Origin of the sequence: Chlorobium ferrooxidans DSM 13031 (genome assembly GCF_000168715.1) — a bacterium.
Taxonomy (GTDB): Bacteria; Bacteroidota; Chlorobiia; order Chlorobiales; family Chlorobiaceae; genus Chlorobium; species Chlorobium ferrooxidans.
This window is the reverse complement of record NZ_AASE01000006.1, coordinates 78,483-92,480: the sequence shown is the minus strand read 5'-3', so window position 1 is coordinate 92,480 and position 13,998 is coordinate 78,483. Positions and strand designations below refer to the sequence as shown.

The window sequence follows — 13,998 nt, the reverse complement described above, 5'->3', positions numbered from 1 at the left end:
GGTAAAATAATCTAATGCCATAAGGGTATATGGAGAATACAGAGATATGAATAATCACCCGAATAATCCATTGCATGGAGTAACTCTTGAAAAAATACTCTGTGATCTTGTCAATCACTACGGCTGGGATGAGCTCTATAAAATGATAGAAATTCGTTGTTTTTATAATGATCCAAGTATCAAGTCAAGCCTGAAATTCTTGCGAAAAACAACTTGGGCCAGAGTAAAAATTGAAGAAATATATATAGACTTGATTGGTCAAGAAAAGAAAGAAATGTGAAGGTAGGCGTTGCGAATTACGTTCCGGCAACTTCCGGGACGTTGTTCTGTAATCACAATAACTCCTCGCTCTTTTCCCCATCTTAACCAGCTAACCTAAATATTTTCAATCCGATACACGCGCTTTAAGCGACGAGGGGACGTTGAAGACAAACTCTACTTGTTTCCGCATTTCGGCCTTTCATCACTCTCAAATTGGGGGACAGGAATAATTCGCCTCATATGTCTACCAATATCCCGCTCCGCTGGAGCTATGGGAACTCCCGATATGTCGTGATTGAGGTATTGGCCAGCCATTAACTGACCGCCGCACCTCTCTCTTTTCCGTATTGTCGGAAATATCCATACCTTTAATGAACCCAGGTATTTTACGACTTCTTTCAAGGCGATTAAAGCATTCCCCCTAAGCTTTGCTTCGTGGAAGAATCGATTGCATAATGCATTAATACTTCGTAGCTCTGCTGCGAGGATTTTTTATTACAACTAACGGGAGGATGATGTATGTCAGTCAACCAGGTGAAGAACGGCGGTCTCCAACGTCTGGTCATGATGTTGTTTTTGTTCATTACGTTTTTTGCCTTTGGAAGTTCAAAGGCGGCGTTTGCCGCTCCTGCTGTTCTTGAAGTCGGAGTAAGCACAAGCCAGACCGATTGGGTGTTTAATCCGCCGCAGCAGAACCCGGAGGTGAAATTCTGGATGCGGGTTCAGAGGCAGGGTAATCTTAGCCGATTTGGCACGTTCGATTACTATTTCAAAGTTCAGGTGCTCCGTCCAGATGGATCGGAGGTATGGAATACCAGGTATGGCTTCAGTGAAGAGGGATATTCGGAACAGGTGTTCAGTCTGCCGATTCTTTTTTACGAACGGAGTGCTGACCGTGCGCATCCCTCATTTGGTACATGGCGGATTCGCGTTGCTATGACAGAGAAAGATTCTGGTAACGAGGTGTCGGCAAAAGAGTATCTATTCAACTTTAGTGACGGCAGAAACAGATGACGCCATAAATATAGGTTCGGGGGCATAGCCATCCGCCATGCCCCCGAGTCATGGCTCGACACTCCCAAGAGTCTGTATATGGGCAATCCCCGATACAGGATATCCCGGCCTCTCTTGACCCCCGAACTCCCCACAATCCGCTAACCGCTCCATACGCATCCCAACTTCTGTCCGCTTCTGGGGCGTTGTTCTGTAACCTCATAACTCCACACTCCTCTGGAGCTTGGAAATCCCGATTTATAGTGACTGAGGTATTGGTCAAGCATGACTTGACCGTAGTGCCCGACTCTTTTGTGTTTACAGGAAATATCGATAGTTTTACAGTATTTTATCGATAGCTAAAACTGATCCGCCTAAACAAACACAAGCGACTATAAGGGTATAAGGAGAACCGAATGCATACATATAACCGTTTGAGTGTGGTCAGGCGAATCGGGACCGGCCTCTCCTTCGTCATTTTTCCGCTTGTCTTCGTCTTTGCCTTTTCGGTTCATCCAGGTTTGCTGCACCCTCGCCTGCTTGGTCCATCGGAGCTTATCCTGAGAGCGCGGGGAGATGGCTTGCTTCAGTTCGCCCATGCCCTGGTGACGCTCAATACGACGCTGCTTATTGTCACCGCGCTGCATTTCATGAAGCTGCTTGATCGCAGTTCCGGCGCATGGGCGGGGTTCATTGGAGGAGCACTGGCGATATTGGGTGCGGTGGCGCTGGCCGCCGACAAGGGAGCATTATGCCTCACCATGAGTGCTCTTGACAAGCTCCCTGATGCAGAGTTCGCGAACATGATGCCCGGTCTGAAGCTCATCTTTTCCAAAAGCGGCTGGTTGGTCCTGCTCTGGGGAATATTGCTGCTGCCGGTCGGGTTTGGGATTCAGGCCATAGCCCTGCTCAGGAGCAGATCCCTTTCGCGTTGGCAGAGCCTTCTCTTTCTGGTCGGAGTGCTCCTGATCGGAACTCCTGACAGCGTTGAAGTCATCAACCTCGCCGCTGCACTCCTGCTGACCATTGCATTTGTTCCCTATGGCATCCAGATCATCCAGAGAGCTTTAAACCCGACACCTGCCGACGAGAATTGACAACTGATTATTCTTGCTCCAGCAGTTCAGTATTCCAGTGCTATTCGGTTATCCGGCATCATGCCAGAAAAAATCCTGGTCATGATGAAAGATACCCCTCGCCTGGGATATCACCATCTTAGGGTAAGGGAGCTGCCGGTCTGAACCGTGTCATTGAAAGTTCACTATGAAAAGTTGCACAAAGATATCAAATTTGGTATATTTTTCGCATGAGATACAATGTTGAAGTGATGTCGCCAGCAGTGGATTTCATAAACTCACTTTCTCCGAAACTACGGGCGAAAGCATTGCGGGCAATTGAACTGCTCAAAGAGTTTGGCTTCAGGCTTGGTGAGCCTCATTCCAAAACACTCGCAGGTACTGATGGGCTTAAAGAGCTTCGGATAAAGGTAGGCTCCGATATCTGCAGGATATTTTACTTCCATCACAAAAACACCCTCTATGTTGCAACATCAGGCTACATCAAAAAAGAGATGAAAACAGATCATGGCGAAATTGAGAGGGCTCAAACATTACGTGAGATTTTTGAAAAGGAGATGTTACAATGAAGACAACAAAATATGAGGATCTGCTTGCAGAGAATCTCAAAGACAAAGAGTTCAAAAAAGAGTATGAAGCTCTTGAAGAGGAGTTCGAAGTTGCCATAGAGATTATCCGTCTCCGATTAACTGCCGGTATGACTCAGAAAGAGCTTGCAAGGAAAGCTCATACATCGCAGGCAGCAATTTCACGGTTGGAATCAGGAAATTACAGAAACGTCAGTCTGGCATTTCTTCGCCGCGTCGGAGCAGTTCTGGGAGTAAAGCCTCACGTAAGTTTTCAGTAGTCAGTTCTATCCGAAACCAGCCTGCGAAGCGTTTACGATGATATTAGTTCAGTATGCTGTCTTTACCCGGTACCCGAGCATGCCAGCTAAGAAAAAAAATTATCACGCAGAAAGTGACCCTGAAAAACAGACAAAGCCTGCTCGAATACAAATGCGAGCAGGCTTTGTCATTTGATATCTTTCCGCATGTCGCTCATGACGTAAACGAACAAATCAGGGTGTAGGACTGGAGAAAGGCTGCCATATCTGGTTTAACGGAAGCTTGTTTTTAAGATGAAGCAGGCATGACCCGTCGGCGCATTAATACCATAGACTCAGGTCAGCCATTTTTTTTTGAAAATCATGAATAAGATTATTATACTCATATAGTACGCCATAAAATTTTGTGTTTGATTGAATAGCTACAGTCAACATTACACACATGAAGTCATCATTCCCGACCACAGCGATACCTTGAACTCTGTTTTGTATCGAGCCTGACCTAGGCTTTGTTGATCATCAGTATCCATTGTTTGTCATCCAGCTATGCAAGTTCCTGATCATTCCGGATACGAGTGTTTTCTGGTTGTCCAAAGCATAAGGTCTGGTGATATAATTTAGATTGAATTCAGCTCAATAAGTGAAAAGGAGAAATTGGAATGACCGATATACATGAGATTGTGCACAATGAAAATAAAAGTGATTTAGAGAATTATAGGGATAGTATCTTGAAGAGATTTCCGAAAATATTTGTGTTGTTAGCTATCGGTTTATTCGTGTTTTCACTCACACAAGATTGTTATTACACTAATGAGCGCGTTCAGTCAGGTCTTTATGGTTGGGAATTATTATTGATTGGCTGGTTTGATATTTTTTATGGCTATTTCGCTTGACTTGCAAATCCGGTTTTATTGATAAGTTGGATTTTTGCAGTAACGAAACAATTTCGCATTGGCTTAATCATTGCAACAGGGTCTATGTTGATTATGTTAAGTTTTCTTTTTCATAAATCAATTGTGATAAGTGAGGCTCCAACGTATTCAAAGATATTTGGATATGGACTTGGGTACTGGTTATGGATTGCTATCGCTGGTTTTTCAATTATTGCCAATTTATGTAGAGTGATGCGACAGTTGAATTATGATTTAAACGTTACGTAAACGAATTTTTGCGTTGAATTCGTTTATGTATTTATAGAAATCGTCAAAATAATTGATTTAATAACCAATCTGAATTAAGGTCGTTTTGTGTGATGGTACTACTGATAAACTTGATGGTAAAAATAGTCAGTTGATTATATAAATGTTAGTATTTATGCCCATGAATATGACTGGTTAGGAATTAATAATGGTGTTTCAACTTCATTATGAGAAAATATTATTCACAAAATTATATTTACTCTTCAATTCCATTTATTTTTTTTGTATGTAGTGTTTTTCTGTATTCGGTTTCATTGTCACAAGATTCCATTTATTTGGAGGGTGGTCAGCAAAATACATCAGGACTTTTCTTGTTATTATTTGGCTGGATTGGACTATTGATTGGGTATTATGCTTGGATTGCCAATCCATTGTTATTGGTTAGCTGGCTATCGTTTTTGTTTAATAGTTACTCAATAGGCTCCATGGCCTCTATTGGATCTGTTGTGTTTATGTTCAGTTTTCTAATGATTAATACAATGCCATCAATTGAAACTTCGATAAAATATCAAATTACTGGGTATGGTCCCGGCTACTGGTTGTGGGTTGCCAGTGCTGTTTGTTCTGTTGCAGCTAATTTGATTGCTTTAGGGAGTTGGTGGCGATGTATAGGGCTAATGAAAAGGGATATAAAGTGATGTTGCTGAGTTTTATAGATATAGGGAAAGACAAAATCCCATATTTCTTTTTTAAGATAATATTGTGCGTTGTGATGGCATTCGTTAGTGTTTCTTTATTATCCTCTTGTAAATTGAAGTTGTTGCCAGTTGAGCGGGACGACTTTTCTGTATTAGGCAAAGATATATTTTCTGACTTTATACGGTATGGTCGGTATGAACGGGGAGATGCAACTCTTGGGAGATCAGTCGGCGTATCCATGATTGATCCGGATAAGATAGCTAGTTTGTCTCGTGTTTATTTTTTAGGAAAAACAAAAAATGAAATAATTGAAATATTTCAGCTAAATGGAGGAGAGTGCTCCGGTTTTAGTGTTCAAGACAATAAGTTGCAATGTAAAATAAGACGCAAATGGAAACTGAAAAATGTGGGCGCGGCATTTGATACTAAGTACTGGCCTGAACCTGCTGTTGTTTTGCTGTATACATTTACATTATCACCAGATTTAAATATAACTGATTTAAATGTTGTGGTTGTTAATGTTACAAAGCCGAAAGTTATTATAGAGAAGCCTGCCAATAATTAAGTTATATACGGAGTTGTGTGTGAATGATATAAATAAAAATGTTTGTATCTTGGAGAATCGGGTAATTCAGAATCCAGATAATGGCAAGCGTGTGATAATGAGCAGTGTCTTATTGCTGTGCAGTGTTATCCTGTTCTTGTTATCATTACTCTTCGATTGTGTCTATTTGGAAGGTGAAAAACCATTAACTCCTGGATGGTCATTACTGATGACAGGATGGCTTGGAATTATTTATGGATATATCTCTTGGTTGGCCAATCCGATAGTGTTTGTTGGTTGGATAGTGCTGTTAAAAAAAGATTTTGAATTAGGTTTGCTATTTTCGATATGCGCTCTTTTAGTTATGTTAAGTGTTCTTTTTTATAAATCAATTATTACCAGTGAGTATCCTGCGTATTCAAGAATTATAGGATATGGGGTTGGGTATTGGTTGTGGGTTTCAAGCGCAGGCATTTTGGCCGCAGCAAGTGTATGCGGCCTAAAAAAAACTATTGATGAGTCCGCATTAAATATTGATGATAAGTCGTGTATTCGCGTGGTTGATGGTTATCATTTTGATTTATTCGAATTATTAAAAAAAGGTTATAAGATTTTCAGTAAAAATATCTATGAGTATCTCGTTTTTTCGTTAATAGTTTTTATTGTAATTGCTTCAACTGTGTATTTATATTACTTGAATAAGTCTAATGAACTTATATTGATCTTACTTGTTATTGTTTATATGTTTGTCTTGTCTCCACTTTTTGCGGGATACTTTGTTAGTGCTTTTAGTGATATATCCGGTAAAAGATTTCAGTGGATTAATTTTTTTAAGGGTTTTGATTTCTTGATCCCATTGCTTCTTGTGAACTTATTAGTCATGTTTGTTGTCTTTATGTTTTGTGTATTATTTTTTATGCCAGTGTACTTCGTTGGTGTATTTATTCTTGATGGATTAATAGGTATTAAGGGCGGAAGTGTTAATACTATTATTGTTTTAGTGTTTTCGTTTTTATGTAGTTTGGTGATCATGACCTATCTGTTTTCGTTTCCTCTTATGCTTAATTGTCGGGTATGTTTTTGGGATGCATTGGTGATTAGTGGACGGGTGTATTTTAAGTATTATTTCCCATTAATTGGGTTTATTATTTTGCTTGTTGTAATTAATCTTATCGGGCTTATTTTTTTCGGAGTTGGCCTTTTGGTTACAATGCCGGTGACTTTGAACGCGTTTGCAGTTGTCTATCAGTCTTTAATTGCTGTTAATAAAGTGCCTGAAGAAAGCGGTGAGTTTGGGGCTAATCTGTGATAAGATATATATGCGAGGTTGATTTATTTGCCTATTATTAATTGTAATGACTTTGATATAGGTGTTATGAATTTTATTGATATTGAGGTTTCGGCGGCTGGTGTTATTGCGGGAGCTGCATACGGTAAAATCAAACTCGGTGTTGATTATGTCTTATTAAAAACAGTTCACACTAATAGTGGTTTTGACGCGAGTGTATTTATCAATTCTAATGAAAAGAAAATATGGATTGGCGTTGCAGGTACAAATAAGTATTCAGAGGATATGTTAGCGTGGTTTAATTTGTTGTCAGATAATAGTTTAAATAATCAACATTATATTGATGCTATAAAATTTGGGGATAGCCTTAACAAAGAGATACAAGCAAATCCATTATACTCTGATTATTCGATTAAGGTTTCTGGTCATTCCTTGGGCGTATTCGAGGCTCAGATATTATCATATGTCTTCAGGTGGAGTGGGTGGGGAATTGATGGGCCTGGAGCCTATGGACTTATAAAAACTGACGGGTTCGGAAAAGCACTTCGTGATTTGCATATCATTCCGGAATAAGGCTCTGATTTTTACTCTTATGCTGTTACCTGGGTTGGAAATATTGGTGAAAATATTCCGGGAACAGTATGTGGAAGGGTGATTAATGTTGAGTCGGGTTTTACGCTTGGATTGAGTTATTATGATTCGGCATTGCCTGCATACAATATTAGTAGTGCCTTTTCTGGATTTCAGTATGGGCGACAGGATTGATCTCTCTACACTGGATGCCAACTCCGCTACGGCAAAAAATGATGCATTCAGTTTCATTGGCGGTATGTCTTTTAATAGTATTGATGCGTCGGGACAGCTTTGCTATGATGCAGTTTCAGGCATGCTTTACGGGAGTACCGACTCCGATATTGATCCCGAATTTGTCATTCAGTTGATAAATATCTCCAACTTAGTTACTCGGGATTTTATTCTCTGATAATGACTTGCAAGTATAGATGCGCTAATTGTTTAGACTGGAATTTGGTCGTGAACGGAAAGAACCCATTTCCAATTAAAGGCTTAGACCAATGAGAATAGCTGAACTTCATCCACAACCCGATTGGGTGTTGTCCATTGTTGCGGAAGATGGCCGTGTGGGCCGGTTTGATGTAACGCCATACCTTGAATATGAAGCGTTTGAAGCTCTGCGAGACCCTGATGAATTTATGAAGGTTATCAATGGAGGATATTTCATCGAATGGCAGTGCGGAGCTGATTTATCCTCAGACACCATAGAGGCGAGATGGGAGGTTGTTGGTGACGTCGTCCCGAAGATAACTGTATGAATGACGGAATCCGAAACCTTGGCGGTTACATTTAAAGGTGTTCATACAAAATGCTTCATAAACTAATCCAAGTCGTCCCCTTTACTTGAGTTCATGACCTTTTTTCCAGGGAATCCTGTTGCTGCTTTGCAATGCGATCGGCAGTAAGAGGATGAAAAAGAGGATGTCGCGTACAATCGGACCGATACCGATCTCCTCTTTCAATCCGTACCATTGTGAAAGAAACTCAAAGCAGCCGCACTCATGCTCGAGCCCTCTCATCACATTGTAGGTCATGGCGGCGATGAAGATCGCCATCATGCAGAGCATGACCGAGGAACTGATCCGCGAGAAGAGGTTGATGACAAGCATGATGCCGCACAGCAGTTCACACAGGGATACGAGGAGTGCTACGGCGGGTATGAGGAGTGAGGGCAGAATCTGGTATTCCGCGATGACAAGCTCGAAATAGTTCAGGTCCAGGAGCTTTTCCCCACCTGAAAGGATGAATAACATGCCGAGTATCAGCCTCAGCGCTGTAATTAGACCTGATGGAAAACAAATCCTTGCCATAGGCGTTCTTGTGTCTCCCTGTTTATGGCTTCTCAGCGCGCTGCTTTAAAGAAGCTTACCCTTCCATCGGGAAGCCGGCTTGAGACCATTCGACAAGACCGCCCGAAAAAACCCTGACATTCCTGTAACCGTTTTTCCTCAGCTTTTTGGCAACTTGCCGGGCTTTGCCGCAATTGGAGTCGGCGCAATAGACCACTATAGGGGTTTCAAGAGGCTGTTTTTTTCTGAAATCAGGGTACTGCTCGTCAAACCTGCTGGAAGAAAGAGAAGTGGCTCCTTTGATATGCAATTTGTAGTAGGCATACTCGGAACGAGCATCAACAAAGTATGCCGAATGCGTGTCAAAAATGGCTTTCGTAGCTGCGAGAGTGAGTTCACCGCTCTCTTCTTTCGCAAGCGCTGACGGTGCTGCTGCATGGAGAGGTGACAGGGCAGGCGAAACGCTTGCAAGCAAAATAACCGCTGTAAGTAGCGTTCTCAGTAAAGGTTTTCCAGGCATAGTGCTGAACGGCATGGTTATTTTTGTTTGACCATCAGGGCGTCACCGCGGTTACGATACCCCAACCCCGCAGGGCCGGGGTAATTTCTTCTCTGTTTAGAACCCGTAGCGTACTCCGAGCAGGAGATTGCTTGTTGAAATATCGACTACCCGGTCAGCCGCAAATCCTTCTGCGTTTGAAGCTGCAAAATAGCGGTACTCAAGGTCTATCGTGACCTTGTCGGAGGCATTAACGCCGACACCGGCGCCGGCCTGCCATGCAAACACTCCGTTGGATGTGCCGGTTACCGTTACGCCTGTGGCATCAGCAGGATACTGCTCTTTATTCTGAATATTTGCAATTCCGACACCAGCCATCACGAAAGGAGATATTTTGCTTTCAGTATTGAAATCTGCAAATCCATTTACCATATATGATTGAATGGAGTAGGTCCATTTTTCATCGCCGGATTCCGGTGTGCTGGTAAGGCCGTTATTTACCCCGTAACCCGTGCCCTTCAGGGTGAACTGGTCAACCTGGTTTGACTGATATCCGGCTGCCGCTTCAACACGGAATCTTCCTGTTTTGATGCCGAATGCCCCTTCAACAGCGGCACCCGCATGCATTTTATCGGTTTCAACCTTATCCTGCGCTGTAAATCTATACTCGACATTGTTCATCAGACCAACGCCACCGGAAGCCCGGACGTAAGGAGTTACTGCTGATGCTGAAGGTGTAGCCGAAAACATACCTGCACCCAGAAGTGATAAAATGAGAACTCTCTTTTTCATGGTTTTTCTGTTTTCGTTGGGAAAAAAAATACGTACTCCCGAGCCGAACACTTCTATAACTATTACTCCCACTCAATCGTTGCCGGGGGTTTTGAGGAGATGTCGTATGCTACACGGTTGATACCGCGCACCTCGTTGATGATGCGGTTGGAAACCCTCGCAAGGAAATCATGCGGCAGCTGCGCCCAGTCGGCAGTCATGCCATCCGTTGATTCGACAGCCCGGAGTGCCAGAACATTTTCGTAGGTGCGCTTGTCGCCCATGACGCCGACCGACTGCACCGGAAGCAGCACGGAGAATGCCTGCCATACCTGCTGGTAGAGGCCGCTGGATTTCAGCTCCTCGATATAGATTTCATCGGCTTCACGGAGTATGTCGAGCCGCTCACGGGTGAGTGAGCCGAGCACCCTTACAGCAAGGCCGGGGCCGGGAAAGGGGTGGCGCATCAGGATATCCTCGGCGATGCCGAGTTCACGTCCGACGGCACGAACCTCATCCTTGAAGAGCTCGCGCAACGGTTCAATAAGCTTCAGTTTCATCCGTTTCGGCAGACCGCCGACATTGTGATGCGACTTGATGGTTTCCGACGGACCTTTGACGCTTACACTCTCAATGACGTCGGGATAGAGGGTTCCCTGCACCAGGAACTTCTCCTGATTCATATGCTCTTCGAAGACCTGGATAAAGGTTCTTCCGATGATCTTGCGCTTCTTTTCCGGAGAGGCTACACTTTTCAGGCGATTGAGGAAGAGATCGGAAGCATCGGCCAGGGTTACCCTGAGCCCGAGCGGTTTGAGAAAGCTCATCACCTTCTCCGCTTCATTTTTTCTCAACAGGCCATTATCGACAAAGACGCAGTGAAGCTGTTTGCCGATTGCCCGGCTCACAAGCACTGCTGCTACCGTTGAGTCGACACCGCCGCTGATGCCGCAGATGACGGTCTCCTTGCCCGCTTTCTGGCGGATATCCTCAATCTGATGCTCGATAAAGCTTTTTGATGACCAGTCCGGCTTGATGCCGGCAATATCAATCAGGAAATTGGAGAGCAGCTGCTTGCCGTAGAGGCTGTGCTGCACCTCCGGATGAAACTGCAGGGCATAGATTTTAAGCGCACCCTTGCTTCCGGAGCTTTCAAACGCGCACATCTCGGAGTTTTCGCTGCTTGCCGTTATCCTGAATCCTTCGGGCAGACGAACAACCTTGTCGCCATGGCTCATCCAGACATCGGAATCGGGAATGTTGCGAAAGAGCATACTTTCGTGATTGTCGTCGCGCTTGACCAGGATTTTGGCCCGTCCGAACTCCTGCTTCAGTGAGCTGGCGACCTTTCCTCCGAAATGTTTTGCAATGGCCTGCAGGCCGTAGCAGATGCCGAGTATGGGGATGCCGAGTGAAAAGATGCCATCATGAGGCAGAATGGCGTTTTCATCATAGACGCTGGTCGGTCCGCCTGAAAGAATTATTGCACCGGGGTTGTGCTCCCTGATGGTTTCAGGGGTTGTGTTATAGGGGAGAATTTCAGAATAGATACCCAGTTCACGTGTGCGACGGGCGATCAACTGGGTGTATTGCGACCCGAAATCAAGTACTAATACCGATTGCATAAAAAAACGGTTGTGTTTTAGGTGAACGGGGAGATCAGAAGGCTCCCGCCGGTTTTGGTTTCGATTTCGGGGGCGGGTTTACTGCCTGCACCGGACCGGGATTTTTTGGAGCCGGGGGTGGCAGCGCATTTCCGGCTCCTTCCTGTGCTCCGGCGCTCTCTGCCGGAGCTACGGCCGGCGGGCTGGAGTGCTGAACAGGATGTGACTGATAGTATTTGAAACCTTTAGGTGTGTAGTATTCAATGTAGACATCGCTGCCGAGAAGCTCGGAGGGCGTATTGGTCTGGTTTGAGATCGGTACGGCAATAACCGTTTCAGGAATATGGAAGTACCTGTTTTCCAGTTTGAGTGACGGGTCGCTGTAGCAGCGCTTCATAAATCCTGCCCAGACCGGCAGCGCAGCTCTTGCACCCTGGCCATACTCCATGGAGGTAAACTTAATACGCTCGTCGTCAAAACCTGTCCAGACAACAGCGACAAGCTGGGGTGTAAATCCGGCAAACCAGGCATCCCGCATGCTCTGGGTCGTACCGGTTTTTCCGGCAGCTTCAGCTTCAAAGCCGTAACGGGCGCGTACCGCAACACCGGTACCCTTGTTGATGACATCCTTCAGCATTGAGACCATGACGAAGTTGGTTGTCGAGTCAATGGCAAAGCGGTGATTCGGGGCGTATTCCGATATGAGCCGGCGATGCTTGTCCTCAACCTTCAGGATTGAAACCGGTTCGTTCCAGATACCGTTATTGGCAAAGGTCGAGAATGCGCCTGCAAGTTCAAGCGGAGTGACCTCGGCAGTACCGAGTGCGATGGAGAGGTTTGAGGGCATTGGTGAGGTGATGCCCATCCTTCTTGCATAGCTTATGATTTCGGCGGTTGTCAGATGCTCATAGGCAAGTCTGACGGTTACCTGGTTCAGTGATCGGCTCAATGCACTTCTGAGCGAGGTCATGCCGCCTGATGAGCCGTCGGAGTTTCTTGGCGACCAGATGCCGTTACCGCTGTTGAGCGCAAGCGGCTGGTCGAGCACCAGGAAGTTTGAGGGCAGCCCCTTGTCGATAGCGGCGGTATAGACAAAAGGCTTGAAGGTTGAACCGGGCTGCCGTTTTGCCTGCCAGACATGGTCGAACTGATATTTGTAGTCATCGGGAGAGAACTTGTTGCCGCCAACCCACGCCTTGACATGGCCGTTGGTCGGGTCGATAGCCACCAGGGCCACCTGTATTCTTGTTTTGGATCTCAGCAGTTCGTTGAGCCATACCGTGTCGGCTTTGAGTCTGGCCATTGCCTGCTGGTCGGTAAGTCCCTCCTCCTTGTAGCCTTTGAAGCGCTCGCTCTCCATGATCATCTGGTTCTTCAGCGCTTCAGGCCATCTCCATGCACGGTCAAATGATGCCTGCAGATCAGCAAGGTGTTCTGCAGCCGCCAGCTGGGCATAGTTCTGCATACGGCTGTCGAGGGTGGTCTGGATGGAGAGCCCGTCGCGATAGAGGTCGATGTTTCCGAGCATCGAGGCCGGTTTGATGGTCTGACGGATATACTCGGTAAAGTATGGCGCAAGACCTGAATGACTTACCGGTGTATAGTGCAGTACAAGCGGGGTCCTTCTGGCAACGGAAGCCTGCTGGGGTGTGATGAATTTCTCTTTCTCCATCAGGGAGAGAATGAGATTTCTTCTTCCGACAGCGCTGACCGGATCCTTTGCCGGATTATAGGCGGTAGGGTTTTTCAGGGTAGCAATAAGTGATGCGCTTTCCGGCAGAGTGAGCTGCCAGGCCGGTTTGCCGAAATAGGTATGGGCCGCCGCCTCGATGCCGTAAGCTCCCGAGCCGAAATAGACCGTATTGAGGTAGAGCGCAAGAATTTCGTCTTTTGTATAGGTTTTTTCCAGTTCGATGGCGGTAATCAGCTCCTTCACCTTTCGGCTGACGGTGCGCTCCTGGGTCAGATAGAGGTTTTTGGCAAGCTGCTGGGTAATGGTACTTGCTCCGTGCCAGCGGGTTCTCCCCTTGATGATGTTTTCACCCATCACCAGAGCCAGTCGCCTCAGATCGACGCCCCAGTGGTTGTAGAACTCCACATCTTCAGTGGCAATAAGGGCATAGCGTGCAGAACGCGGTATCGATTTCAGCGGGATGAAGGTGCGGTTTTTAAGGAAGAATTTGTGCAGCAGCACGCCATCCTCTGAATAGACAAGAGAGGCCAGTTCCGGGTTGGGGTTTTCAAGCTCTTCAAGGCTTGGCAGGCCGAGAAATTTGCCAGCTGCCGACACTTCCGACGTTGTCACGGTGATGGCAATGATGGAGGCAAAGAGGAAAAAAAGGAGTTTGGAAAATAGTTTACTCACAGTATCAATTAATCGTTAAAGTTTATCATGTGCTCTTGATATACCAATCAGTGCAGGATAGTATGTTTTTT

At 45.3% G+C, this 13,998-nt stretch carries 17 protein-coding genes; 12 read left to right on the top strand and 5 right to left on the bottom strand.

Annotation, left to right across the window (positions count from 1 at the left end; all coding sequences use genetic code 11):
• Positions 1-46 precede the first annotated feature (46 nt).
• The 12 genes from CFERDRAFT_RS04940 to CFERDRAFT_RS04890 all read left to right on the top strand — a co-directional run bounded on the left by CFERDRAFT_RS04940 (position 47) and on the right by CFERDRAFT_RS04890 (position 8,157).
• Positions 47-280, top strand: coding sequence for a VF530 family protein (locus tag CFERDRAFT_RS04940; protein WP_006366112.1), 234 nt, complete (start codon positions 47-49; stop codon positions 278-280).
• 500 nt (positions 281-780) lie between these two features.
• The gene (locus tag CFERDRAFT_RS04935) at positions 781-1,275 is read left to right on the top strand and encodes a hypothetical protein (RefSeq protein ID WP_006366145.1); all 495 of its coding nucleotides are present in this window, start codon (positions 781-783) and stop codon (positions 1,273-1,275) included.
• A gap of 395 nt (positions 1,276-1,670) precedes the next feature.
• Positions 1,671-2,351, top strand: coding sequence for a hypothetical protein (locus tag CFERDRAFT_RS04930; RefSeq protein ID WP_006366111.1), 681 nt, complete (start codon positions 1,671-1,673; stop codon positions 2,349-2,351).
• 209 nt (positions 2,352-2,560) lie between these two features.
• Positions 2,561-2,899 carry a type II toxin-antitoxin system RelE/ParE family toxin gene (locus CFERDRAFT_RS04925; RefSeq protein ID WP_006366144.1) on the top strand — a complete coding sequence of 113 codons (339 nt, stop codon included), beginning with the start codon at positions 2,561-2,563 and terminating at the stop codon, positions 2,897-2,899.
• Positions 2,896-3,177, top strand: coding sequence for a helix-turn-helix domain-containing protein (locus CFERDRAFT_RS04920; protein WP_006366110.1), 282 nt, complete (start codon positions 2,896-2,898; stop codon positions 3,175-3,177). The genes CFERDRAFT_RS04925 and CFERDRAFT_RS04920 overlap by 4 nt, the downstream gene beginning before the upstream one ends.
• A gap of 638 nt (positions 3,178-3,815) precedes the next feature.
• Positions 3,816-4,049 carry a hypothetical protein gene (locus tag CFERDRAFT_RS04915; protein ID WP_040433181.1) on the top strand — a complete coding sequence of 78 codons (234 nt, stop codon included), beginning with the start codon at positions 3,816-3,818 and terminating at the stop codon, positions 4,047-4,049.
• Positions 4,050-4,522: 473 nt separating this feature from the next.
• Positions 4,523-4,993 (top strand): hypothetical protein, encoded by a 471-nt coding sequence (locus CFERDRAFT_RS12340; RefSeq protein WP_156778000.1) that lies wholly within the window; start codon positions 4,523-4,525, stop codon positions 4,991-4,993.
• Positions 4,960-5,559 carry a hypothetical protein gene (locus tag CFERDRAFT_RS04910; RefSeq protein WP_198002399.1) on the top strand — a complete coding sequence of 200 codons (600 nt, stop codon included), beginning with the start codon at positions 4,960-4,962 and terminating at the stop codon, positions 5,557-5,559. The genes CFERDRAFT_RS12340 and CFERDRAFT_RS04910 overlap by 34 nt, the downstream gene beginning before the upstream one ends.
• 19 nt (positions 5,560-5,578) lie before the next feature.
• Complete coding sequence (locus tag CFERDRAFT_RS04905) at positions 5,579-6,847, top strand: DUF2189 domain-containing protein (protein ID WP_156777999.1); 1,269 nt, start codon at positions 5,579-5,581, stop codon at positions 6,845-6,847.
• Positions 6,848-6,913: 66 nt separating this feature from the next.
• The gene (locus CFERDRAFT_RS04900; protein ID WP_232209759.1) at positions 6,914-7,399 is read left to right on the top strand and encodes a hypothetical protein; all 486 of its coding nucleotides are present in this window, start codon (positions 6,914-6,916) and stop codon (positions 7,397-7,399) included.
• 175 nt (positions 7,400-7,574) lie between these two features.
• Complete coding sequence (locus CFERDRAFT_RS04895) at positions 7,575-7,808, top strand: hypothetical protein (RefSeq protein ID WP_040433175.1); 234 nt, start codon at positions 7,575-7,577, stop codon at positions 7,806-7,808.
• 91 nt (positions 7,809-7,899) lie between these two features.
• Complete coding sequence (locus CFERDRAFT_RS04890) at positions 7,900-8,157, top strand: DUF2442 domain-containing protein (RefSeq protein ID WP_006366141.1); 258 nt, start codon at positions 7,900-7,902, stop codon at positions 8,155-8,157.
• An 81-nt stretch (positions 8,158-8,238) separates the two neighbouring features.
• Here CFERDRAFT_RS04890 and CFERDRAFT_RS04885 read toward each other — a convergent pair whose 3' ends face one another.
• The 5 genes from CFERDRAFT_RS04885 to CFERDRAFT_RS04865 all read right to left on the bottom strand — a co-directional run bounded on the left by CFERDRAFT_RS04885 (position 8,239) and on the right by CFERDRAFT_RS04865 (position 13,927).
• On the bottom strand, positions 8,239-8,709 hold the full coding sequence (locus tag CFERDRAFT_RS04885; RefSeq protein WP_083791471.1) for a MauE/DoxX family redox-associated membrane protein: 471 nt from the start codon (positions 8,707-8,709) through the stop codon (positions 8,239-8,241).
• A 55-nt stretch (positions 8,710-8,764) separates the two neighbouring features.
• Positions 8,765-9,208, bottom strand: a complete 444-nt coding sequence (locus CFERDRAFT_RS04880) for a rhodanese-like domain-containing protein (protein WP_198002398.1) — start codon at positions 9,206-9,208, stop codon at positions 8,765-8,767.
• Between the two features lie 96 nt (positions 9,209-9,304).
• On the bottom strand, positions 9,305-9,979 hold the full coding sequence (locus tag CFERDRAFT_RS11675) for an outer membrane protein (protein ID WP_050770635.1): 675 nt from the start codon (positions 9,977-9,979) through the stop codon (positions 9,305-9,307).
• 62 nt (positions 9,980-10,041) lie between these two features.
• On the bottom strand, positions 10,042-11,583 hold the full coding sequence (guaA, locus tag CFERDRAFT_RS04870; RefSeq protein ID WP_006366107.1) for a glutamine-hydrolyzing GMP synthase: 1,542 nt from the start codon (positions 11,581-11,583) through the stop codon (positions 10,042-10,044).
• Positions 11,584-11,617: 34 nt separating this feature from the next.
• Positions 11,618-13,927, bottom strand: a complete 2,310-nt coding sequence (locus CFERDRAFT_RS04865) for a penicillin-binding protein 1A (RefSeq protein ID WP_006366106.1) — start codon at positions 13,925-13,927, stop codon at positions 11,618-11,620.
• Positions 13,928-13,998 lie beyond the last annotated feature (71 nt).

Excerpts from the sequence above, each read along its gene's own strand:
- CFERDRAFT_RS04900 (WP_232209759.1), top strand. The coding sequence starts at position 6,914 with ATGAATTTTATTGATATTGAGGTTTCGGCGGCTGGTGTTATTGCGGGA.
- CFERDRAFT_RS04930 (WP_006366111.1), top strand. The coding sequence starts at position 1,671 with ATGCATACATATAACCGTTTGAGTGTGGTCAGGCGAATCGGGACCGGC.
- CFERDRAFT_RS12340 (WP_156778000.1), top strand. The coding sequence starts at position 4,523 with ATGAGAAAATATTATTCACAAAATTATATTTACTCTTCAATTCCATTT.
- CFERDRAFT_RS04890 (WP_006366141.1), top strand. The coding sequence starts at position 7,900 with ATGAGAATAGCTGAACTTCATCCACAACCCGATTGGGTGTTGTCCATT.
- CFERDRAFT_RS04935 (WP_006366145.1), top strand. The coding sequence starts at position 781 with ATGTCAGTCAACCAGGTGAAGAACGGCGGTCTCCAACGTCTGGTCATG.
- CFERDRAFT_RS04885 (WP_083791471.1), bottom strand. The coding sequence starts at position 8,709 with ATGGCAAGGATTTGTTTTCCATCAGGTCTAATTACAGCGCTGAGGCTG.
- CFERDRAFT_RS04925 (WP_006366144.1), top strand. The coding sequence starts at position 2,561 with ATGAGATACAATGTTGAAGTGATGTCGCCAGCAGTGGATTTCATAAAC.
- CFERDRAFT_RS04895 (WP_040433175.1), top strand. The coding sequence starts at position 7,575 with ATGGGCGACAGGATTGATCTCTCTACACTGGATGCCAACTCCGCTACG.
- CFERDRAFT_RS04920 (WP_006366110.1), top strand. The coding sequence starts at position 2,896 with ATGAAGACAACAAAATATGAGGATCTGCTTGCAGAGAATCTCAAAGAC.
- CFERDRAFT_RS04915 (WP_040433181.1), top strand. The coding sequence starts at position 3,816 with ATGACCGATATACATGAGATTGTGCACAATGAAAATAAAAGTGATTTA.
- guaA (WP_006366107.1), bottom strand. The coding sequence starts at position 11,583 with ATGCAATCGGTATTAGTACTTGATTTCGGGTCGCAATACACCCAGTTG.
- CFERDRAFT_RS04940 (WP_006366112.1), top strand. The coding sequence starts at position 47 with ATGAATAATCACCCGAATAATCCATTGCATGGAGTAACTCTTGAAAAA.
- CFERDRAFT_RS04910 (WP_198002399.1), top strand. The coding sequence starts at position 4,960 with ATGTATAGGGCTAATGAAAAGGGATATAAAGTGATGTTGCTGAGTTTT.
- CFERDRAFT_RS04880 (WP_198002398.1), bottom strand. The coding sequence starts at position 9,208 with ATGCCTGGAAAACCTTTACTGAGAACGCTACTTACAGCGGTTATTTTG.
- CFERDRAFT_RS11675 (WP_050770635.1), bottom strand. The coding sequence starts at position 9,979 with ATGAAAAAGAGAGTTCTCATTTTATCACTTCTGGGTGCAGGTATGTTT.